At 64.0% G+C, this 21440-nt stretch carries 15 protein-coding genes, 1 rRNA gene and 1 pseudogene; 7 read left to right on the top strand and 10 right to left on the bottom strand.

The features are described from left to right. Positions 1 to 97: ribosomal RNA gene (gene rrf, locus AC1DOX_RS29555) — 5S ribosomal RNA — on the top strand; the annotation flags it as partial. A 251-nt stretch (positions 98 to 348) separates the two neighbouring features. On the opposite strand, the gene AC1DOX_RS29550 is transcribed toward rrf, so the two are convergent. From AC1DOX_RS29550 to AC1DOX_RS29520, 7 genes are all read right to left on the bottom strand, one after another. Next, positions 349 to 1557 (bottom strand): aromatic ring-hydroxylating oxygenase subunit alpha, encoded by a 1209-nt coding sequence (locus AC1DOX_RS29550; RefSeq protein WP_441623968.1) that lies wholly within the window; start codon positions 1555 to 1557, stop codon positions 349 to 351. Positions 1558 to 1652: 95 nt separating this feature from the next. Continuing rightward, complete coding sequence (locus tag AC1DOX_RS29545) at positions 1653 to 2396, bottom strand: siderophore ferric iron reductase (RefSeq protein WP_441623970.1); 744 nt, start codon at positions 2394 to 2396, stop codon at positions 1653 to 1655. Further along, complete coding sequence (locus tag AC1DOX_RS29540; RefSeq protein WP_441623972.1) at positions 2396 to 4258, bottom strand: IucA/IucC family protein; 1863 nt, start codon at positions 4256 to 4258, stop codon at positions 2396 to 2398. Before AC1DOX_RS29540 ends, AC1DOX_RS29545 begins: the two co-directional genes overlap by 1 nt. Then, on the bottom strand, positions 4242 to 4820 hold the full coding sequence (locus AC1DOX_RS29535; RefSeq protein WP_441623974.1) for a GNAT family N-acetyltransferase: 579 nt from the start codon (positions 4818 to 4820) through the stop codon (positions 4242 to 4244). Before AC1DOX_RS29535 ends, AC1DOX_RS29540 begins: the two co-directional genes overlap by 17 nt. 34 nt (positions 4821 to 4854) lie before the next feature. Next, the gene (locus tag AC1DOX_RS29530) at positions 4855 to 6102 is read right to left on the bottom strand and encodes an MFS transporter (RefSeq protein WP_441623976.1); all 1248 of its coding nucleotides are present in this window, start codon (positions 6100 to 6102) and stop codon (positions 4855 to 4857) included. A 3-nt stretch (positions 6103 to 6105) separates the two neighbouring features. Continuing rightward, positions 6106 to 7506: a lysine N(6)-hydroxylase/L-ornithine N(5)-oxygenase family protein gene (locus AC1DOX_RS29525; protein WP_441623978.1), complete on the bottom strand. Its 1401-nt coding sequence runs from the start codon at positions 7504 to 7506 to the stop codon at positions 6106 to 6108. Between the two features lie 357 nt (positions 7507 to 7863). Next, a complete protein-coding gene (locus AC1DOX_RS29520; protein WP_441623980.1) occupies positions 7864 to 8409 on the bottom strand; it encodes a sigma-70 family RNA polymerase sigma factor in 546 nt (181 codons plus the stop codon). 479 nt (positions 8410 to 8888) lie between these two features. On the opposite strand from AC1DOX_RS29520, the gene AC1DOX_RS29515 reads away from it, so the two are divergent. Beyond that, a complete protein-coding gene (locus AC1DOX_RS29515; RefSeq protein WP_441623982.1) occupies positions 8889 to 9296 on the top strand; it encodes an endonuclease in 408 nt (135 codons plus the stop codon). A gap of 229 nt (positions 9297 to 9525) precedes the next feature. Here AC1DOX_RS29515 and AC1DOX_RS29510 read toward each other — a convergent pair whose 3' ends face one another. Further along, positions 9526 to 9906, bottom strand: coding sequence for a BON domain-containing protein (locus AC1DOX_RS29510; RefSeq protein ID WP_441623984.1), 381 nt, complete (start codon positions 9904 to 9906; stop codon positions 9526 to 9528). 923 nt (positions 9907 to 10829) lie between these two features. Between AC1DOX_RS29510 and AC1DOX_RS29505 the strand changes: the two genes are divergently transcribed. The 5 genes from AC1DOX_RS29505 (at position 10830) to AC1DOX_RS29485 (ending at position 19662) form a co-directional block, all read left to right on the top strand. Then, positions 10830 to 11993: an efflux RND transporter periplasmic adaptor subunit gene (locus AC1DOX_RS29505; RefSeq protein ID WP_143018452.1), complete on the top strand. Its 1164-nt coding sequence runs from the start codon at positions 10830 to 10832 to the stop codon at positions 11991 to 11993. Positions 11994 to 12019: 26 nt separating this feature from the next. After that, positions 12020 to 15166, top strand: a complete 3147-nt coding sequence (locus AC1DOX_RS29500; protein WP_441623986.1) for an efflux RND transporter permease subunit — start codon at positions 12020 to 12022, stop codon at positions 15164 to 15166. Next, on the top strand, positions 15163 to 16665 hold the full coding sequence (locus AC1DOX_RS29495) for an AdeC/AdeK/OprM family multidrug efflux complex outer membrane factor (RefSeq protein ID WP_441623988.1): 1503 nt from the start codon (positions 15163 to 15165) through the stop codon (positions 16663 to 16665). Before AC1DOX_RS29500 ends, AC1DOX_RS29495 begins: the two co-directional genes overlap by 4 nt. A gap of 878 nt (positions 16666 to 17543) precedes the next feature. Beyond that, on the top strand, positions 17544 to 19157 hold the full coding sequence (locus AC1DOX_RS29490) for an MFS transporter (RefSeq protein WP_441623990.1): 1614 nt from the start codon (positions 17544 to 17546) through the stop codon (positions 19155 to 19157). 43 nt (positions 19158 to 19200) lie between these two features. Beyond that, complete coding sequence (locus AC1DOX_RS29485; protein ID WP_092137359.1) at positions 19201 to 19662, top strand: MarR family winged helix-turn-helix transcriptional regulator; 462 nt, start codon at positions 19201 to 19203, stop codon at positions 19660 to 19662. Positions 19663 to 19806: 144 nt separating this feature from the next. On the opposite strand, the gene AC1DOX_RS29480 is transcribed toward AC1DOX_RS29485, so the two are convergent. Together AC1DOX_RS29480 and AC1DOX_RS29475 are read right to left on the bottom strand one after the other, a co-directional pair. Then, entirely contained in the window at positions 19807 to 21159 is a 1353-nt protein-coding gene (locus AC1DOX_RS29480) for a cobyrinic acid a,c-diamide synthase CobB (protein ID WP_441623992.1), read from the bottom strand. A gap of 211 nt (positions 21160 to 21370) precedes the next feature. Further along, positions 21371 to 21440 (bottom strand): annotated as a pseudogene (locus AC1DOX_RS29475) (IS200/IS605 family transposase); the annotation flags it as partial.

Here is a 21440-nt window from a genome sequence, read left to right as displayed (position 1 = left end):
GTCGGAACCACCCCTTCCCATCCCGAACAGGACCGTGAAACGACTTTGCGCCGATGATAGTGCGGACTACCCGTGTGAAAGTAGGTCATCGCCAGGCTCTTATACCCAAAACCCCCAGCCCTCAAAAGCTGGGGGTTTTGCTTTGCGGCCGCAGCTTTTGCGTCGGCTTCTTGGTCTCGATTATCGGCAACGCATATGCGCGGGCCTTTACAGTCATCATTCAACGCCAGCGCGCTGACGGTATTGCCTTGGCCCTAAAAGCACTCGCCAGCAATCAAAACCATCTTCAAACAAAAGCCCCGTGGTGACGCCACGGGGCTTTTGCTTTCTCCGAAGTCAAATTGCGCGTCAGCAAACGGCGTTGGCAATCGGGATCGTCCGGCGTGCAGCGCGGGCCGCCGTGGCCGGCGACGCCGGGTTGCTCATCAAGCCACGGTACCAACCGTGAAAATGCCGCATCCCGTCCTCCAGCGGCGACTGATACGGGCCCGCATCTGATTTTCCGGATCGATACAGTACGCGGCGACCGGCATCCACCCGCTCCGCAATCTCATCGTCTTCGATCGCTGTTTCCATGTATGCCGCACGATGTGCTTCCACAAGTTCGCGGTCGAAGGCGGCCAGTTCCTCGGGATAATAGAACTCGATCACGTTCATCGTTTCGTGCACGCTCTTCGGATATAGCGTCGAAACAACCAGTGCGTATGGGAACACCTCAATCATGTGCGTCGGGTAGTAAGTTGCCCAGATGGCGCCGAACGACGGCACCTCACCGGCGCCGTAGGCGAGCAGTCGCTCATGCCAGGCGCGGTAAGTCTCGGTGCCTGCGATTTCCAGCGTCGGATGCACGTTGATTCGCTGCACGCTGTACCAGTCTCCATATTCCCAGCTCAGTCCCTCGCTATGGACGTAGCGTCCCAGCCCAGGGTGAAAGGGCCCGATGTGGTAGTCATCGTTGTAGATTTCCACGAACGTCTTCCAGTTGCAGTCGCAGCGATGCATCTCGACGTGGTCCAGTACGTAATCACCGAAATCCAGTTCCGGCCGATCGAACAGCCCTCGCAGATCCGCGCCGGCATCGCGCTTTCCTTCGAACAGAAAGCCATTCACATTCTGTAGCGGAAAGCGGTCGAGATTGCGGCAAGGCTTTTCGGGGAACTGTGGTGCTCCCACCAACTGACCGTTGCTGTCGTAGGTCCAGCCGTGTAGCGGGCAGACGATATTGCCTGCCCGCTCGCGGAGGTTGCCGCTACAGTTGCCACCCTTGGGCGCATCGGGGCCGAACTGCCCCAGCATCAGTGCCTGACGATGTCGGCACACGTTGGAAATCAGCTCTACGCCATTGCCATTTCGCACCAGCACGCGTCCGTTGTCTTCATGGCCCAGGGCTCGCCAGTCGCCGAGATCCGGCACCATTTTTTCGTGGCCAACGTAGAGGGAGCTGTGCGCGAAGATGCGTTCCATCTCGAGCGCGAAGACTTCGTCATCGCAGTAACTTGCGACGGGTAGCTGAAGTGCCTCTGTTTCAAAGTGCGTCAATTCGCTCAGATCGGACATGAGAATTCTCCTTGCGCGAGTGCGCGCCGCCGCGTATCGCAGGGCGCATACGAGGAAAGAAACAAAAGGGAGTGAATGAACTGCGATGCGGCCGCTTACGGTCCGTCGCGTGCTGCCAGCCGTGCCAGGCGCTCAGGCAGTTTCTGACGCGGGCAGGTCACGCACATCTCGCCGTCGCTGCGGCGGTAATGAAGACAACAGCCCTTGCGAGCTAGCGCCATCCGTGCTGCGCCAGCTTGGTCGTGGTAGGTCAGGAAGCCGCTCTCGCCCGCAAGATCCAGTGCGTCCAGCCAGTGGCGGCCGGCTGCGTGCATGCGCGATTCATCCCAGTCCGAGCGGTGTCGCTGCACCGCAAGCAGCGCGCCGAGGACGCAATCGGCCAGAAGGCGTTGGGCGGCCTTCAGCGGTAACGGGCCGACATCACACCATTCCGCAAACAACCGCGTCCAGCCTTCCGAGAGTTGCCGCGCGGTACGCGCGAGACTGCCCTCTTCACTATCGTGTGCAGGCGCGTGTGGAACCAGGCGGAAGCCGCTGATGCAGCCGGCCTCCACCCGTTGCGAGAGCGTCGACAAATCCGCGGCAAATCGGCAGAGATGTGTGCCGATCACGCCGACGTAGATTGGCTGCCAGATATGCAGCCCCCACGCCCGCAGCGCCCAATAGTGCGCGCCGGCCTCGGGATGCAGCGCACCCAGATGCCGGACCATCGGCACGATGTCCTCGGCACGCGCCAGGCTCCAGGCCCGCCCGTCGCCGATCGTGCCGTCGAGTCCCGGCACGACACGCGCGGCCGTCGCCAGCAACATGTCGAGCCGGTCCGGCGGATTCGCCAGCATCAGGCGGCGAACTTCGCGTTCATGGATCGCGCCCGGCCTGCAACGGGATTTGGCAGCGATCCGGCCATGGTGAGGCTGGATGCCGGATCGGCCAGATTTACCATCTGCAGGTTGTTCTTCAGTTGCAGGCGATTCAGGCAGGAGTGCAGGAAGTCCGGTGCGAAGAAGTCGTAGCGCGCGAACTTGTCCTTCAGCTCCGGATGTGCGGCCTGGTAGTCGTGGGCGCTGTCAGCCACCACCTGCCAGAAGTCGTCCTCGCTGCAGGTACCGGAGTCGACCAGGATCTGCGCCATATGCCGGAACACGCCATCGAACACGTCGATGAAAATCGCCAGCAGCTTGTAGTCTTCAGGCACGTCGACGGCCAGCCTCTGGATTCCCTCCGGCAACACGGCGTCCTTGTTCAGGATTGCCGATTCCTCGGCAATGTCCTTCATGAACACGCGTGTCACGGTGTGTCCCCCGAGCACAAGGATCAGGTTCTCGCAGTGAGGCATGAACACCAGATCGTGCGCGTAGAAGCAGTGCATCAGCGGCTCGAGGTAGGCCCGCAGGTATTGGCGCAGCCAGGCCTTCGCGGCAAGACCGGAGCGCTGAATCAGCGCCAACAGCAGTGCGTTGCCTTCCGTGTCGGTATGCAGCAGCGCAGCCATCGTCATCAGCCGCTCTCCGTCGCGAATCTTGAGGAGCGGGCTCTCGCGCCACAGTGCGGACAGCATCTTCTTGTAAGGGCTATCTGTCACCAGGGCCGCCTCGTAGTAACGGTTGCGATAGCCCACGGAAGCCACTTCACGCAGGATGCTGAAGCCGTATGCCTGCAGGGTGGTATCGCTGTTGATGAGTGTATCGAGGTAGGCGTTGATCGCTGGCGTGCCGGCCATGTAATACGGCGACAGTCCGCGCATGAACCCCATGTTCAACACCGACAGCGACGTCTTCACATAGCATTTCTCGGGTTGCGACGCATTGAAGTACGTACGCACCGATTGCTGTGCGGTGTACAGATCGTCGCTGTAGCCGAGCGCGATGATCTTGCGATTGGCCACGTCCGCGGCAAATGCGATGCTGAGCTTGTTGAACCATTGCCACGGGTGCGCGGGCATGAACAGGTAGTCCGACGGCTCGACACCGAGCTCCGCGAGCGTCTGCCGGAACGTGTCAAGTCGCTCGACGCCGATCTCGCGCGCCATCAGCGCCTCATAGTTCAGCTCCGGAATGCAGGCGAAATGCGCGTTGTCACGATGCACGGCCAGCCAGACGATGGCGAATCGCGAGCCCGTTTCCGGTGCATAGGAACGATAGTCTTCCGCGTCGAATCCCAGGCGGCCGTTGTTGGCCACAAAGCCTGGGTGGCCTTCAGTCATCGCGGCCTCATAGGTCTGAAAGTCGGCATCGACAAGTTCCGCCGAACTTGCAGCCTTGCGGTTGTGCTTGTACGCGGCGCCGAACAACGTGCTGCTGATTTCGTCCAGGTAGATTGGCAGTTTGTCGGCGGGGATGCCCAGCGTCGTCTTGAAATCGTTAATGAACGTCAGTGCGTCGAGAGGCTGGCGCTCGCCTTGCAGCACGCGCTCGATGGAGGCGGGATCGATCCGCCAGTGGCGCAAGGCCATCGGCTGGCCGTCGAATGTGTAGTGGCAATCGGGCGTATCGGCGTCGATCCGGTAGCGAATCCAGCCAGCAGCATCCGGCGTGCCTTGTGGGGCCGGCGTGATCACGACTTCGTGCGCATACTCGGCAATCGCCTTACGTACCAGCAGGCGGTTGACCTTGGCCCAAACGGTCGGATCCAGATGGCCGACGACGTATTGGGGCTGGCGCGAAAGCTGGGCATGAAGGGTAGCGTCAAGCGGGGCGTTCATCGTTGAAATCTCCTCGAATGGATCGTTCAAAATCAGGGCGGGTGCAGAAGGCCAGCCAGGCGGTCTTCTGCGGCAGGGTGATCTGGCGGTCGTAGACAAAGCCCACGGCGCGGTTTAACGCATGGACCTTGTCGTTACGCGCATCAGGCTCCACGACGACGCGCCGGGCGCCGAGCGTGTAGAACGAAAAAGCCATCACATGGCACAGTACATCGCGCGTGAAGTGGCGAACGGGGGTGTCGGCAGGTCCGACGAAGAAGTGCATGCCGATATCGTCGCCGCGCGTGCTGTAATGCGTGCCGACCGGTTCGTGCGCGGGGTCGTAGCACTCCACGACAAACGCTGGCGCGCCGTCGCAGAGGCCGAGATAGGCGCCGCCGTGGCCCCCTGCCAGCAGATCGGCGTAGAAACGGCGTGTCTCATCCAGCGACAGGTCCTGCATGTTCCAGAAACGCGCATAGTCCATCGTGAACCAGCGATGCAGCGTCGCGATATCGTGACTGACCGACAGCGGCCGGATCGTCATGCGTGGATGCAGCGCGGCACGCAGCGCTGCGGGCACGGCCTCGGATGGCCCGGTGGTGATATCCCATCGCTCAACTGGCATGTGGCGCTCCTGCGAGGGTGGTCTCTGCGGCGCTGGTCGCATCGGCCGGGGCTGCGGGCTGCGCATGCCGGCGATCGACGCCAAAGCTCCATCGGTCGAGTACTGCGGTGAGCAGCAGGCCGACGGCCGCGAGCACGAACGTGACCTCCATGCCGAAACGGCTGACGATGACGCCCGCACCGAACGACGAAAGCAGCACGCCCAGATTCTGGAAGAAGTTGGCGATGCTGAAGTCCTTAGCGTAGGCATCCGGCGTGCTGACCTTGAACAGCGTCACCTCGAGCTTGACGATCACCTGGAACAGCGACCATCCGTAGAGGCAGCGTCCGATCAGGACCAGCGGCACCGACGGTGACGCCTGCAGCAGCAAACCGACTGCGCCCAGCAGCAGGTTGCCCAGCGTGTGGTCGAGCAACCTTCTGCCTTCGCGCGTAGCGCGCTTGTTGATGAGCAACGCCGCGAGTGCCACGACGCCCGGAATCGCAAACACCAGCCCGGTCAGCATCTGGTTGCGCATGCCGCTGATGTCCTCCCAGTAGACGGAGAAGAACGGCCGCACGAGGTAGGCGCTGAAGTCGAACAACAGCATCAGCAGGCTGAGGCGCAGGATCAGGCCAAGCGTGCCATGCCGCGCCGCAGGCACGGCAGCGGATCGTTGCGTGGCCTGTGCCGTGCCTAGTACCTTGACGACACGGCCGGTGCGGATCAGGTACAGGCACAGGCCCATCTGCACGAAGTCGCCGGCCGCCATCATCCACAGGCAGGTGCGTGGGCCGAACTGCTGCAGCGCCAGCCCTCCCGCCATGGCGCCGAAGATGCCGCCGATGTGCACGACAACGGAGAGCAACCCGATCGTGGCCGCGTGCGTTTCTGCTTTCTCCAGTCGCATCAGGTACGGGAACATCAGCAGGTAGCTGCTCTTGGTCATGAACATCAACATGGTCAGGACCCAGAAACCAGTGACGGTGTCCGCCCAGGCGCTCAGCGCGCCGAACGTGCCCGCCACCAACTGGGTGTAGACCAGCAGATGCATCGTCTCTACGTGCCTGGCCACACGCGCCCAAAGTGGCAGCGTGCACATGACTGCAATCGAGATCGCGGCGATGTACGCGCCAACATGGACGGGACTGGTGATGCCGTAGCGCACCTCGAAGAACTGCGGATAGAACGCGATCAGGATGGCATCGCTGATGACGCCAAACGCGGACATGATGACAATGGTCAGTCGCAAACTCATGGTCTAGCCCACCGCCGATGTCAGGTGCGCCACGGTGGCCGGCGTCGTCCACGGCTGCGGAACGGCGGGGTCAGGCTGCGAGATTCGCACGAAACCACTGTCCGCCTTTGGAGAGAAGTCCTGGAACGTCGTACGCGCTTCCGCTCGATAGTGGTCCACGCCGGTCAGCGCATGCAGCAGCCGCGCATTGCGGTGACATGCCATGCCGAGGTCCGGATTCGTCAGGCCGTGGCTGTGGAAGCCCGCGTTCTGGACAAAGATCTCGTTGCCGTGGATATCGACGGAGTAGTTGCGGGCCTGCTGGTAGCGTCCTTGCGCATCCCAGCGGATGCGCTCGCGAATCCCCTGCACGAATGCTGGCGAACGGTGACTGTAGCCGGTGGCCAGTACCACACCATCGGCCGCATGGCGATACTGCTCGCCGAGTTCGGTATGGCGGAACGTGAGGTTGTAGCCCCGCGTGGCGGCATCGAAGCGCATGTCGGTCAGTGCCAGATTGGTCAGCAGCTGCGTGCGCGTGCCGGGGCAATGGCGCTTCTCGTCGAGCGTGTCGTAGATCTGGTCGATCAGCGTCTTGTTGATGCCGTTGTAGATGCTGCGCTGGTCCTCCAGCACGCGGGCCTTCACGCTATCGCGCAAGTCGTAGAAGTGGTCGATGTATGCCGGCGAGATCAGCTCCAGCGTCAGCTTGGCGTTCTCCATCTGGAAGAAGCGTGGCGAACGCGTGACCCAATTGAGCGTGTAGCCGTACGTGTCGCAGTCCTTGAGCAGGTCGTGATAGACCTCGGCACCGCTCTGGCCGCTACCGATGACCGTGATCGTGCGGCGCTGCTGCAGCCATGCCTTGTTCGCCAGGTACGCGGAGGTATGGATTGGTGCGCACTCGCCATCGCCATCGGTTGGCAGGCAGGACGGGAGGTTGGGTGTGCTGCCGATGCCGAGCACCAGTCGTCTGGCGAGATGGCGAAACGGCGTGCCCGTATGCGTGTCCACGCCGCTGACTACATAGCCGGGTAGCGCGGCATCGTAGCGAATGTCCAGCACGTCCTGGTGATAACGGATATTACGCAGCTGCGACGCAGCCCACTTGCAGTAGCGGTCGTATTCCTGGCGCGTGAGGTAGAAGTTCTCGCGCACGTAGTAGTTGTAGATGCGGCCCTGTTGCTTGCAATAGTTGAGGTAGCTGAAGCGGCTGGTCGGGTCTGCCATCGACACCAGGTCCGCCAGGAACGGGTTCTGCAACGTCGTGCCATCGACGAGCATGCCGGTGTGCCAGCCAAAGCTCTCCTTCTTTTCAAGGAAGAGACTGCGCAGCCCGGGCAGCGGGTCGGCGAGGCAAGCCAGGCTCAGATTGAATGGGCCCAGACCGATGCCGATAAAGTCATAAGGATCTTCATTGCTCATGTTTAGCCCTGGTGGTTCGCGAAGGTGCTCCGCTTCCGCTTGCGGAAGGGGATACTCATCAAGACGAATGAGCCGGGATTACGTTTAGTGACATTGCGCAATTGACCTTTTCCGGGAAGGGGCGTGCGTGCGGCTGTCACACACGGTGTGCTACACGCGTGGGCCTGCGCGCGATAGCGCTAGTGGTGTCGATGGCGTCGACGGATTCGAAGGCGCGTGTGCCCCTGCGCATGGACGCGCACGGGCGAGAAGCGGATAGAGGAGGTCCGCGCGGCGATTGCCGCGCGGCCGATCAGACCGATCAGAGAGCGATCGTCACTGCGTGATGGTCAACGCATGAACGCGAACGCATGGGCGTCAGCGTACGAGTGTCATGGCGCCCAGCGCGCTGCGGGCATCCTGCAGAATGAAATTGACCATCGCCGCTGAAATGCCGAGCCGTTCGGCGATGCGCTTCTGGCTCTGCTCTTCGAAGTAGTACTGCATGACCGCATCGCGCGTGCGCGATGGCAATCGGCGCATGGCGTCGCGCAGGCAGTTCGCCCGCTCCTGCGCAATCGCGATGCGGTCCGGCGAGTTCGTGTCGAGCGGCGCGTCTTGCTCGCCGGCCTCGGCGGTAAAGAGACGTTTCTCGAATTGCTGGCGCCGGTAGCTGTCCAGCGCGAGGTTGCGCACCACGCGGCTGACGTAGCTCGCCTCGCAACGCAGCACGTCGGTGCACGGATCCTGGCAAAGCTTGAGGAACGCATCGTGCACCACGTCCTCGGCCTGACAAGGACAGCCCAGGATTCGTACGGCAACGCCAAGCAGGTTGCGCCGCTGGTTGATGAAGACGCGAGACACCGCGGCGGAGGACGCTTGCTGGGGGCTGGCTGGGGGCGTGCGATCGTCGATCACTGTCATGTGAACTCCATGGATACGGCCATGCGTCCACCGACACCGCAGGTGGATCGTTCGTCAACGAGCGGCTAATGCTAATGCAAATGCGAATCGTTCGTAATAAAACCTTCCGGCAGGCAGGGTCACAGCCGGTGAATTTTCAATACAGGGTTAAACGATGCGATATCCGCGGCTTGACGGGATTCCGGTGATTCCGGGCATTTCCACGCCGGCACGGTCAATGACTGGCCAGGCAAAGGCTTCGCGTGCATGCCTTACGCATGGTTTGTAAAAGCTTGCGCGGACATGTCATATCGTCTCGGCGATTGCGCCGCTTACGGGAGTTGATTTGCACGCCGCAGCGCGCTCGCGTCACAAGATGCCATCGGCACGGCTTTCGCTAGACAGTCCCTGGGCAGACCGTCTTTGGACCGTCCTTGCAGGTCGGCGTCGATGCCGTCGCCGGCTGATCGCATCCGCTGTATGGCATCAGGAGGCAGATCATGAAATCGATTCGAATGTTGAGCGTTCTCGCGGCCGGCGCACTGACGGTGATATCGCTGTCGGCAGTGGCGCAGACGACCCCGGGCCCGCGCGATCCCTACACGCAGGGCGGTGCAACGGGCGTCACGACGACCAATCCGAACGCTGGCAGTGCGCGTTCGGGCGACAAGTTCGATCCCTACACGCAGGGCGCCGCGCAACCCGCAACGCGGCAGGACCTCGCGCCGCAGTCGCAATCCTATGAGCTGGTGCCGCCAACGCAGCAACCGGGCCCGGGATCGACAATGGGCCAGCCGATGAGCGGCCGTGCGGACGGCACGATGATCTATCGCGGTGACATGCGATGGAGTGGCCCGAATCTCGGCCAGCGGGTGGGCACCCCCAACCGGTTCCTCGACGGCGCCTGACGTTGATGTGCCGAGTTGGCTTACCGCAGCGTGCGCCGCGTGTGAGCACCTTGATGGGGGCGCTCAACACGGGCACGGGTAGCCCACGACGCCCCGCGTTGCCACGTGCAAGGCGGGGCTTTCTGTTTGACTCATTGCTTTGAGCCGACGGAGCGGTTTCCGTCTTGGGCGAAACGGCCGAAACGGGCAGAGCGTCGGCGCCATTGGCGCAGTGAGATGCGCAGCGGGATCAGGGCGCCTTGCTCGTTGCGCGAAGCTCATCGGATACGGCCGTCACGCCACGGACGTTCTTTGCCGTTTGCAATGCCAGCGCACGCTGCGACTCATTGCGCACCATCCCTTCCAGGTGCACCACGCCGTCGATGGTCTTGACGCTGATACGGTCGGCCTCAAGACCCTTGGTGGTCGCCAAGGTTGCCTTCACGGTCGTCGTAATGGAATTGTCTGATGCCGCGGCGGTGTCGCGCGGCGCCTGGGTCCGGCCCGTCGATGAGGGGGTATCGGCATCGGCGCCGGTCGCGGACACCAGTACCGGCGTCGCGAGAACGGAGATGGTCAGCGCCGTGGCCACGACCACCACACCAGGTAGCGTTGGGACTTTCGCTTTCATGATGACGTCCTCCAGGAATTCGGCACGACGTCGGCCTGCGGGCCATCTCGTGCGCGCATGTGCCTGTACTGCAGCAATTAATGTTCCATTGGGTGTTCGTCCTACACGGCTGCGCGTCGGTCCGGGGCCGCTCGTGGCGAAAACGCCACATCATGCCTGCCTCACTGACCGCACGTGCATGCTTCGCGGATGTCGTGCGTCGAGCATGTCCGGTGCACTGGAAACACTGTTCGGGCAGATGCCTTCGCCCGTGCGGCGCCGCCGCTAATATGCGGTTCTCGCGGATGTATATGCGTTAATGCGGCGAAGTATTTCGCTTGATTACACGGCAATTCCGTACATCCCGATTCTTCTCCAAACTGGTAGCATGACGCGCAGGCGGTGTTGCGGCCATTGAACTGTTACGGCAGGGCTGGCATCCAATGCTGCATTGCCGCAGAACGGCAACGGCTTTCCCGGAGGAGGAAGCTGTGTGCGCGCGCCGATGTTCCTGCTCACAAACATCGGCGCCGTCCTGGCTGCAAACATTACCGTGCAGGCCGTCGTCAGCAAGATTCGGGGAAACCGATTATTGTGGCGACCGGCGAGACGATGCCCACACCAGATCGGTGCACGTGCTCGCGCGGAGAACGGTAACACCCAGAATTTATGATCGTGCAGGACATTTCATACAACGGGGAGCAGGGGGTGTCCATCGGCCACCCTGCGGCCGGACGCGCGCGCGGCGCGGCTGGCAATGCGTTTCCTCCAGGCCAGTTGACTGGCGAAAGCAGGGGCTCATGGCGACAATCCGCTGACACCCAATGACCGATTTGTGCCGGGAACCAGGCACGCCAATTGCGTCCACGCGCTTTCGCCGTGGCGCCCTCCTGACGACTGCGCGTCAGGACACTCCATTCCGTCTCACCCTCGAGGAAATCGCTATGCAACCAACGCGCGCCAGACGTGCTTTGCTTCCAGGCATGCTGGCCATTGCCGTGGTACTCGCCGCCTGCGGCAAGGACAACAAGCCGCCCGCGGCCCAGACGCCCGAAGTCAAGGTCGTGACATTGAAGGACGAAACGGTCACGCTGGACACCTCCCTGCCGGGCCGGACCTCGCCATACCGGATTGCCGAGGTTCGTCCGCAGGTGGACGGCATCATCCTGAAGCGCCTGTTCGTGGAAGGCAGCGATGTCAGGCAAGGGCAGCAGCTCTACCAGATCGATCCCTCCACCTATGAAGCCACGGCCAAGAGCGCAGAAGCCACGCTGGAGTCCTCGCGCCTGCTGGCGCAGCGCTACGGCAAGCTGGTGGGCGAGGAAGCGGTCAGCAAGCAGCAGCATGACGAAGCCAAGGCTGCCTTCCTGCAGGCCCAGGCCGCGGTGGATCGCGCCCGGATCAATCTGCGCTACACCAAGGTGCTGTCGCCGATCTCGGGCCGCATCGGTCGCTCGCTGGTGACCGAAGGTGCGCTGGCGACCAATGGCCAGGCCACCGCGCTGGCCACGGTGCAGCAGCTGGACCCGATCTACGTGGATGTGACGCAGCCTTCCACGGCCATCCTCCGCCTGCGCCGCGAACTGGCCAACGGCCAGTTGCAGAGCGCGGGCGCCAATGCGGCCCGGGTCAGCCTGGTGCTGGAAGACGGCAGCACGTACGCGGAGGCCGGCCGCCTCGAGTTCTCGGAAGTGGCCGTCGACCAGGGCACCGGGTCCGTGACGCTGCGCGCCGTGTTTCCCAACCCGCGCCATGAGCTGCTGCCGGGGATGTTCGTTCACGCGCGCCTGGCCGAAGGCGTCAAGACGTCGGCCATCCTGGCCCCGCAGCGCGGCGTGACGCGCGACCTGAAGGGCCAGGCCACGGCGCTGGTGGTCAATGGCGGCAATGAAGTCGAACTGCGCGTCATCAAGACCGACCGCACGGTCGGCGACAAGTGGCTCGTGACCGACGGCCTCAAGGCCGGCGACCGCGTGATCATCGAGGGACTCCAGTTCGTCCGCCCGGGCGCCAAGGTGAAGGCTACCGAAGCCACCACCACCGCTGCCGCGCCGGCCCCCGCTTCGGCACCCGCCGCCGCTTCCGCGCCTGCCGCGGCCAAGTCCTGACCGGGACCGACGCATGAGGTATTGCCATGTCTAACTTCTTCATCGACCGGCCGATCTTCGCCTGGGTGATTGCGCTGGTCATCATGCTGGCCGGCGCGCTGTCCATCCGGTCGCTGCCGGTCAACCAGTACCCGGCCATCGCGCCGCCGACCATCGCCATCTCCGTGACCTATCCCGGTGCCTCCGCGCAAACGGTGCAGGACACGGTGGTGCAGGTCATCGAGCAACAGCTCAACGGCCTGGACCGGCTGCGCTACATTTCGTCGGAGTCCAACTCCGACGGCACCATGACCATCACCGTGACGTTCGAGCAGGGCACCAGCCCGGACATCGCCCAGGTGCAGGTCCAGAACAAGCTCGCGCTGGCCACGCCACTGCTGCCGCAGGAAGTCCAGCAGCAGGGCATTCGCGTGACCAAGTCCGTGCGTAACTTCCTGGTCATCGTCGGCCTGGTCTCGACCGACCCCAACATGACCCGGGAGGACTTGTCGAACTACATCGTCTCCAACATCCAGGATCCGCTCTCCCGTACCGCGGGCGTGGGCGACTTCCAGGTGTTCGGTTCGCAATACGCGATGCGGATCTGGCTCGATCCGGCCAGGCTCAACAGCTTCCAGCTCGCGCCGCTCGACGTGAGCAATGCGATCAAGGCGCAGAACGTGCAGGTGGCTTCCGGCCAGCTGGGTGGCCTGCCGGCCGTGCGCGGGCAGCAGCTCAATGCAACCGTGATCGGCAAGACCCGGCTCCAGACGGCCGAGCAGTTCGGCAACATCCTGCTGAAGGTCAATCCGGACGGCTCGCAGGTGCGCCTGAAGGATGTGGCCGATGTGGGGCTGGGCGGGCAGGACTACAACATCAACGCCCAGTACAACGGCCGTCCGGCATCCGGTATCGCCATCCGCCTGGCCTCCGGCGCCAACGCGCTGGATACGGTCAGGAACATCCGCAACACGCTGTCGCAGCTGGAGCCGACATTCCCGGCCGGCGTGCAGGCGGTCTTCCCGTATGACACCACGCCGGTGATCGCCGACTCCATCCAGGAGGTGGTGAAGACGCTGCTGGAAGCCATCGTGCTGGTGTTCCTGGTGATGTACCTCTTCCTGCAGAACTTCCGTGCCACGCTGATCCCGACGATCGCCGTGCCGGTGGTGCTGCTGGGCACCTTCGGCGTGCTGGCCGCGTTTGGCTACTCGATCAACACGCTGACGATGTTCGGGATGGTGCTGGCCATCGGCCTGCTGGTGGACGACGCCATCGTGGTGGTGGAAAACGTCGAGCGGGTGATGGCGGAGGAGGGGCTGGGGCCCAGGGAGGCCGCCCGGAAATCCATGGGGCAGATCCAGGGCGCACTGGTTGGCATCGCGCTGGTGCTGTCCGCCGTGTTCCTGCCGATGGCCTTCTTCGGGGGTTCCACCGGCGTGATCTACCGGCAGTTCTCGATCACGATCGTCTCCGCCATGGTGCTGTCCGTGCTGGTGGCCCTGATCCTGACCCCGGCGCTGTGCGCGACGATGCTCAAGCCGATCGAGAAGGGCGACCACGGCGAACACAAGCAGGGCTTCTTCGGCTGGTTCAACCGCGGCTTCATCCGCTCCACCCAGCGCTATGAAAAGAGCGTGGTGGGCATCCTGAAGCGCCGCTCGCCGTTCCTGATCCTCTATGTGCTGATCGTCGTGGCGATGGGCTTCCTGTTCACGCGGATCCCCACCTCGTTCCTGCCGGAAGAAGACCAGGGCGTGCTGTATGCCCAGGTGCAGACCCCGGCGGGATCGTCTGCGGAGCGGACGCAGGCCGTGCTCGACCAGATGCGCAACTACCTGCTGAACGACGAAGGCAAGATCGTCAGCTCGCTCTTTACCGTGAACGGCTTCAACTTTGCCGGCCGCGGGCAGAGCTCGGGTCTCGCGTTCATCCTGCTCAGGCCGTTCAAGGATCGCGAGGGCGATGCGACCAGCGTGTTTGACCTGACCAAGCGGGCGCAGGCCAAGTTCAGCACGTTCCGGGACTCGCTGGCGTTCGCGTTCGCACCGCCCGCCGTGCAGGAACTCGGCAATGCCACCGGCTTCGATTTCTACATGCAGGACCAGGCCGGCCTGGGGCATGACGCATTGATGGAAGCGCGCAACAAGTTCCTGCAGCTTGCGGCCAAGGACCCCGTGCTGCAACGCGTGCGGCCCAACGGCCTGAACGACGAACCCCAGTACCTGCTGGATATCGACGACGAGCGCGCGCGTGCGCTGGGCATCTCGCTGGCGGACATCAACAGCACGGTGTCGATCGCCTGGGGTTCCAGCTACGTGAACGACTTCATCGACCGCGGCCGCGTGAAGCGGGTCTACCTGCAAGGCCGGCCGAATGCGCGCATGAGCCCGGAGGATCTCAACAAGTGGTTCGTGCGGAACGGCAAGGGCGAGATGGTGCCGTTCTCCACGTTCGCGACCGGCAAGTGGAGCTATGGCTCGCCCAAGCTCCAGCGCTACAACGGCGTGCCGGCGGTGGAAATCCTCGGTGAACCGGCCCCTGGCCGCAGCTCGGGCGAGGCCATGCGCGCGGTGGAGGAGATCATGAAGCAGATGCCGCCGGGTATTGCGTACTCCTGGACCGGGCTGTCGTTTGAAGAACGGCTGTCCGGCTCGCAGGCGCCGGCGCTCTACGCGCTGTCGCTGCTGGTGGTGTTCCTCTGCCTGGCCGCGCTCTACGAGAGCTGGTCGATTCCGTTCTCCGTGATGCTGGTGGTGCCGCTCGGCGTGATCGGCGCGCTGCTGGCGACGATCGCGCGCGGGCTGTCCAATGACGTGTTCTTCCAGGTGGGTCTGCTGACGACGGTCGGCTTGTCGGCAAAGAACGCCATCCTGATCGTGGAGTTCGCCAAGGACCTGCACGAGCAAGGCAAGAGCCTGGTCGACGCGGCAGTGGAAGCGTGCCGCATGCGCTTGCGGCCGATCATCATGACGTCGCTCGCGTTCATGCTCGGCGTGTTCCCGCTGGCCGTGTCGCAGGGCGCTGGTGCGGGTAGCCAGCACGCGATCGGCACAGGCGTGATCGGCGGCATGATCACGGCGACGGTGCTCGCCATTTTCTGGGTGCCGCTGTTCTTCGTGGTGGTGAACGCGATCAAGGAGCGGCGCCACAAGCCGGATTCGTCCTCCCTCGAAACGGGAGCACAAACATGAGAAAAACCATCCTTTGCCTAGCCGCAGCCACCGCGTTGACGGGCTGCAGCCTGATTCCGAACTACGAGCGGCCGGCTGCGCCCGTGGATGCCGCCTACCCGCAAGGCGATGCCTATCCGGTGGCCACGGCCGACGGGCAGGCATTGTCGGCGGTGGAACTGGGATGGCGCGATTACTTTGCCGATCCGCGCCTGCGCCGCCTGATCGAGCTGGCGCTGGAGAACAATCGGGACCTGCGCGTGGCCGTGCTGAACATGGACGCCTATCGCGCCCAGTACCGTATCCAGCGCGCGGACCTGTTCCCCGATGTGGGCGTGGCGGCGGCGGGCACGCGCCAGCGTGTGCCTGCGGACCTGTCGACGACGGGCCAGCGCCTGATCAGCAGCCAGTACGGCATCTCGCTGGGCACCACGGCGTGGGAGATCGACCTGTTCGGCCGCCTGCGCAGCCTGAGCGAAGCCGCGCTGGAACAGTACTTCGCCAGCACTGAAGCGCAACGCAGTACGCATATCGCGCTGGTCGCCAGCGTCGCCAATGCCTACCTGACGCTGCGCGCGGACCAGGCGCAGCTGACGCTGACACGCGAAACGCTTGGCACATATGAGCGCACATACAACCTGACGCGACGCAGCTACGAGGAAGGCATCGCTTCGCGGCTGGATCTGCGCCAGTCGCAGACGCAGGTCGAGAACGCGCGGGCGTCGCTGTCGCGTTACACGCGTCTGGCGGCGCAGGACGTCAATGCGCTGACGCTGCTGTTGGGTACGGGGATACCGGCGGATCTGCCGGAAGGTCTGGCCCTCGATCAGAAGATCGTGGCTGACGTGCCGGCTGGCATGCCGTCGGATCTGCTCCAGAACCGGCCGGACATCCTGGCGGCGGAACATCGGCTGAAGTCGGCCAATGCCGATATCGGTGCGGCGCGCGCGGCGTTCTTTCCGCGCATCACGCTGACCGCGTCGGCGGGCACGGCCAGCCGCCAGTTGTCGGGTTTGTTCGACGCGGGGTCGGGGACGTGGCTGTTCTCGCCGCAGATCAACCTGCCAATCTTCACCGCGGGCAGCCTGCGTGCAAGCCTGGACTACGCCAGGATCCAGAAGGACATCAACGTGGCCACGTACGAGCGCACGGTCCAGTCGGCGTTTCGCGAAGTGGCCGACGGCCTGGCCGCGCGCGGGACATACACGGATCAGCTGCAGGCGCAGTTGCGTTTGGTCGAAGCCAGCCAGGATTACTTCAGGCTGGCCGAGGGTCGATACCGCACCGGCGTGGACAATTACCTGACGTTGCTCGATGCCCAACGTCAGCTGTATGCCCAGCAGCAGGTGTTGATCGACAGTCGGCTCAACCAGCTGACCAGCGAGGTCAACCTGTATAAGGCGCTGGGTGGCGGCTGGAATGACGTCTCGGGCGCGGCGGGGACCCCTGGCGAACCCAACGACGCCGCCGGCAACCGCACCAGTGGCATGGGTAACAAGGGCGCCACCCCAGCGTCCTGATGGGGGGATTGCTCCGATTGCATCGATTGGCCGGATGGTCGAGATGATGTGAGAAGAGGGAAGCGAATGAAACGGAGGCCGCGGTATGTGGCCTCCGTTTTTTTTGCCCGCGCCCACACGGCCGGCAGCCCTTGGGGGCCACTACCGCGAAGGCGGCGTCTGATGATGCGGATGCGTGCGCTATCGTCTCAACGTACGGCGGTCGTCAAAACTGATGCCGCATGCCGAGCATGACGCCGACGCGTGTGGTGGAGTCGTCTGCAAGCAGGCTTCCGCTGGCAGACTTCTTCATAAAACATTCCTCCGGAAAAACAAATCCGCCGGCGTGCGCGGGCGGCGTGGGCTCAGGCAAGCGCCTGAGTAACTCAAGGCCTGCGCGGATGCCTCGAAAAGGTCGCGCAGGCCGTTGCCCGGGGCGCACGCCGAAAGCGGCGCAGGCCCTGAACGAGCGGCGAAGCTGGCGGGGGTGTTCAGCTTGGGAGGAAGGGCCCCACGGCGCTCCATGAGTCCGATATGGAGGGAAGGGCGGAGATGCGATATGGGGGCGATGACCACTGGCGGGTGTCAGCAGACGCCCTCCGCGCCATGGCGAAGGTGGTCGGCGTCACGTTCAGGGCAGGCAACTGGCCGAATCCGGCGCAGCGGACCGGCATGATCTGCTCCAGCGGTGCACAGTCTGAGGCTGTGCGTGGGGTTGATGAGTCAGCGCTTTATTCAGGATGGGGAGCGAGTCGAGTGCCCTCTGCGCCATCCGAAAGCTAGCTCTCACTATCCACGTCTCCCGCTTTCCAGCGCTTTGCCGACCGTCAAAAAACTCCGGCAATCCGCTGCCTCTCGCCTATAATCATTGACTGCGCAACTATTGATCGGACAATAAGATGCCTTCCGATTCGCACGAAGAGCCGAGCGCGACACCAGGTGTCCGGAGCGGACAAGTCCTGCCGTTTCGCGAATCCTTGCTGGCGATGTTGGGTATTGCCTTTGTCGTGATGCTGGTCGCGCTGGACCAGACTGTCGTCGGCACTGCGCTGCCGACTGTCGTGGCGGAACTTCAGGGCTTCGAGTACTACGCATGGGTGGCCACCGCCTATCTGCTGACCTCCGTCATCACGGTGCCGATCTTCGGGCGCCTGGGTGACTACTACGGGCGCAAGCCCTTCGTGCTGGCGTCAATCATTGTTTTCATCACCGCTTCCGCGCTATGCGGGATGGCGAACAGCATGCCTTTCCTGGTCGCGGCGCGCGCGTTGCAGGGTATTGGCGGCGGCATGCTGGTAGGTACGGCCTTTGCCTGCATTCCCGACCTGTTTCCTGATGCCCACGTCCGCCTTCGCTGGCAGGTGATGATGAGCACGGCGTTCGGGCTGGCCAATGCGGTGGGGCCTTCCCTCGGTGGCGTGCTGACCGAATGGTATGGCTGGCGCGCGGTGTTCTATGTCAACCTGCCCGTCGGCATGCTTGGTCTCTGGTTTGCCTGGCGCTACCTGCCGCATCTGCGCCAGCAGACTCATACCGGGCGGGCCCGCGTGGACTGGCTGGGTGCGCTGCTGATCGCGCTGGGCCTGGGCAGCCTGCAGCTTTCTGTCGAATGGTTGCCGGACCGCGGGCTCGGCGTCGTCACGATCGGCCTGCTCATTCTGTCCGTGGCCGCGTTCGTGGCACTGTGGCAATGGTCGCGCCGATCGGCCAATCCGATCCTGCCGCTCGACATGTTCCGCAATCCGGGTCTGGCACCGCTGTTCGTGCTGGCGGTGCTGGCGGGTTTTGCGATGTTCGCGTTGCTGCTCTACGCGCCGCTGCTGTTCCAGGGCGGGTTTGGCTATTCGCCGAAGGAGGCCGGATTGCTGGTGACGCCGCTGGTGGTGTGTATTACGGTGGGCAGCATTCTCAATGGCCGCATCATCACGCGCATTCCACAGCCAAACAGCATGCTCTACGCCGGGTTTGCCTTGCTGGCACTGGCATGCCTCGGCTTGTCGCAAGCCACGCGTGGCATGCATCACAACCTGCTGCTGGGCATCATGCTGCTGGGCGGCCTGGGGCTTGGGTTCATCATGCCCAACCTCACGGTGTTCGCGCAGCAGACCGCGGGCCGCGCTCACCTTGGCATCGCCACGGCCATGCTGCAATCGCTGCGGATGGTCGGCGGGATGGTGGGGACTGCGCTGGTCGGCACACTGGTGACCCGTAGCTACACGACGGGCGTGGAGGCGTCACTCGCTGCGGCTCATGCGAGCGAATGGGCGAGCAAGATGACCGACCCGCAAATTCTGATTGATAAGGCGGCGCAGGCCGAATTGCTGACTAACCTGCAGCAGGCAGGGCACAATGGAGCCCTGCTGCTGGAACAGGCGCGAGTGTCGCTGGTGGGTGCCATCCACATCGGCCTGGTGCTGGCAGCGATGGCGGCCCTGCTGGGCATCTGGCGCGCACGCCGCGTGCCGCCGGTGAAACTGGTGCGGGTCCATGAGCCCGTGATGGCCGCAGACTGACGACTGCCGCGCGGATGGTGGCATCCGCCTACAGGAGATTGAAGTGGAACTGGAGCGACAAAGCCTGGCCGTACTGCAACAGTTTGGACGGACCTACCGGGCCTATGCGTCCGCCTTCGAACAACGCATCGGTCATCCGCTGCCGCGCTGGCGGATCCTGTTCGCCTTGTATGGCCACGAAGGCCCCATCGCGCAGAAGCCACTGGCAGATCGTGTCGGGATGGACCCGGGCGCGCTCACGCGACAACTGAAGTCGCTGCAGGAACTTGGCTGGATCGAACGCACGACCAGTGAGCGCGACAACCGCATGACCAATGTCACGTTGACCGCGCTCGGCCGCGAGATCGTCGACCAGGCCATGCCGCGCCGCTCGGCATTTCTTCAGGACGTGCTGGCCAATGTGTCGGAGACGACCATGCACAATCTGTCCAAGGGCCTCGCGCAGCTCGAAACCGGCATTGCCGACGCGGCCGCCCGCACGCTGGCGGAACGCGACGCCGCCTGAGCGTCGCCTGCTCCGCTGGCCAGGACCGCTTCGCTTCTTTCTGAAACAACCTCCAGGTGGCATCGTAAGCTGCCACTTGGGTTGCCCCCTGAAGTTGTCCCGGAAATTCCCCTTGGCTTCCCCCCCGAGGCTGCACCAACCCCGCTACGCACTCGGCCCGCCAAGCAGTGCCGCAATGGCCTGCGGGTTCGACGGAAAGTACAGGTGCACGTAGGATGCCGTAAGCATCCCCACCCGGTAGATCGCTTCGCCCTGGCCGCCATCGCGCGGCGATACGGCATGCGCGGTCGGCATCAGTGAAGACTGCGTTTGCGAGTAGTGGAACGTGTGGCCGCGGATTGCGTCGCCGGGCAGACCCGGCAGCGTGACTGCCTGATGCCCGATCGCGGCCAGCCGGCGCTGCATCGTCACCGTCCCCGGCAGCAGGCCCGCCATGTCATGGGCAACACCGTCCTTGTCGACCAACGTGTCGAACAGCGCCATCATGCCGCCGCATTCCGCCAGGATCGGCAGGCCTCGGGCATGGGCCTCGCGCAGGGCGCCGAGCATGGCGACGTTTGCCGCCAGCGTGGTGCCATGCAGCTCAGGATAGCCGCCAGGCAGCCACAGCGCGTCGCAGGCCGGCAGCGCGGCGTCGCGCAACGGTGAAAACCAGGCGATTTGCGCGCCGAGTGCCGACAGCATTTCCACATTGGCCGGATAGATGAAGCGGAATGCGTCATCCCGGGCTATCGCGATGATCTTGCCGGCCAGCAGGCGAGGTGGCGCAGGCATAGACACGGGTTGGCCAAACGCTACCGGCGGCGGCAATTGCGATACAGGCAGTTCGGCCAGCGCATCGGCAAGTCGATCGAGCCGCGTCATCAGGTCCGGCAGTTCATCGGCGCTAAACAGTCCCAGGTGCCGCTCGGGCAGGGCGGCGGAGGCATCCCGCGGCAACGCACCGCTCCACGCGATATCCGGCGGCAGGCTGCCGCGCAACATGTCGGCATGACGCACGGTGCCCACGCCGTTGGCCAGGACCTGCATGGCGCGGAACGGCTGGCCGTAGTGCGCCAGGCCATAGGCCAGCGCGCCAAACGTCTGGGCCATCGCCCCGGCCTGGATCACCGCCAGCACCGGGAGCCCGAACAACCGGGCCACGTCGGCACTGCTCGGCGTGCCGTCGTGCAGTCCCATCACGCCTTCCACCAGGATCAAGTCGGCCGATTGCGCGGCGGCGGCCAGCCTGGCGCGGGCGTCGGCCTCGCCGGTCATCCAGAGGTCGATCGAGTCGACTGGCGCCCCGCTGGCGGCCGCGAGCAGCGTCGGATCGAGGAAATCGGGCCCGGTCTTGAAGACCCGCACGACGCGCCCCTGACGGGCGTGAAGTCTGGCCAACGCGGCCGTCACGGTGGTCTTGCCCTGGCCCGAGGCGGGCGCGGCCACGAGCAGCGCGGGCACGCCGCGGCCCTCGGGCATCGAGTCGGCGGAAGTGAGAGGAAGGTCTGCAGGCATGTCGGAATTCGTTCCGGGTGGCCGGGTGGCCAGCCGGCGCGGACGATTATAGCGATCGCGGGACATCGCGTTCAGCCCAGTGGCAGCACCACGCCTTGCAGCGTGGCACGCGCGAACAACTCGCGATCGTTGCTGACCAGAGTGCGCGGCAAGCCTCGGCCTTCAGGCCGGGGAAGGATAGCGCGGACGCCGCAGGCGTCCTTTGGGGCGGTCAGTGTGGCGTTTGCTGTTGCTCAATGTACTGGCGGATGATTTCAATGGGTGCACCACCACAGCTACCG

The organism is Cupriavidus sp. 01L415, from assembly GCF_056400065.1.
This window is presented reverse-complemented; position numbering and strand designations above follow the sequence as displayed.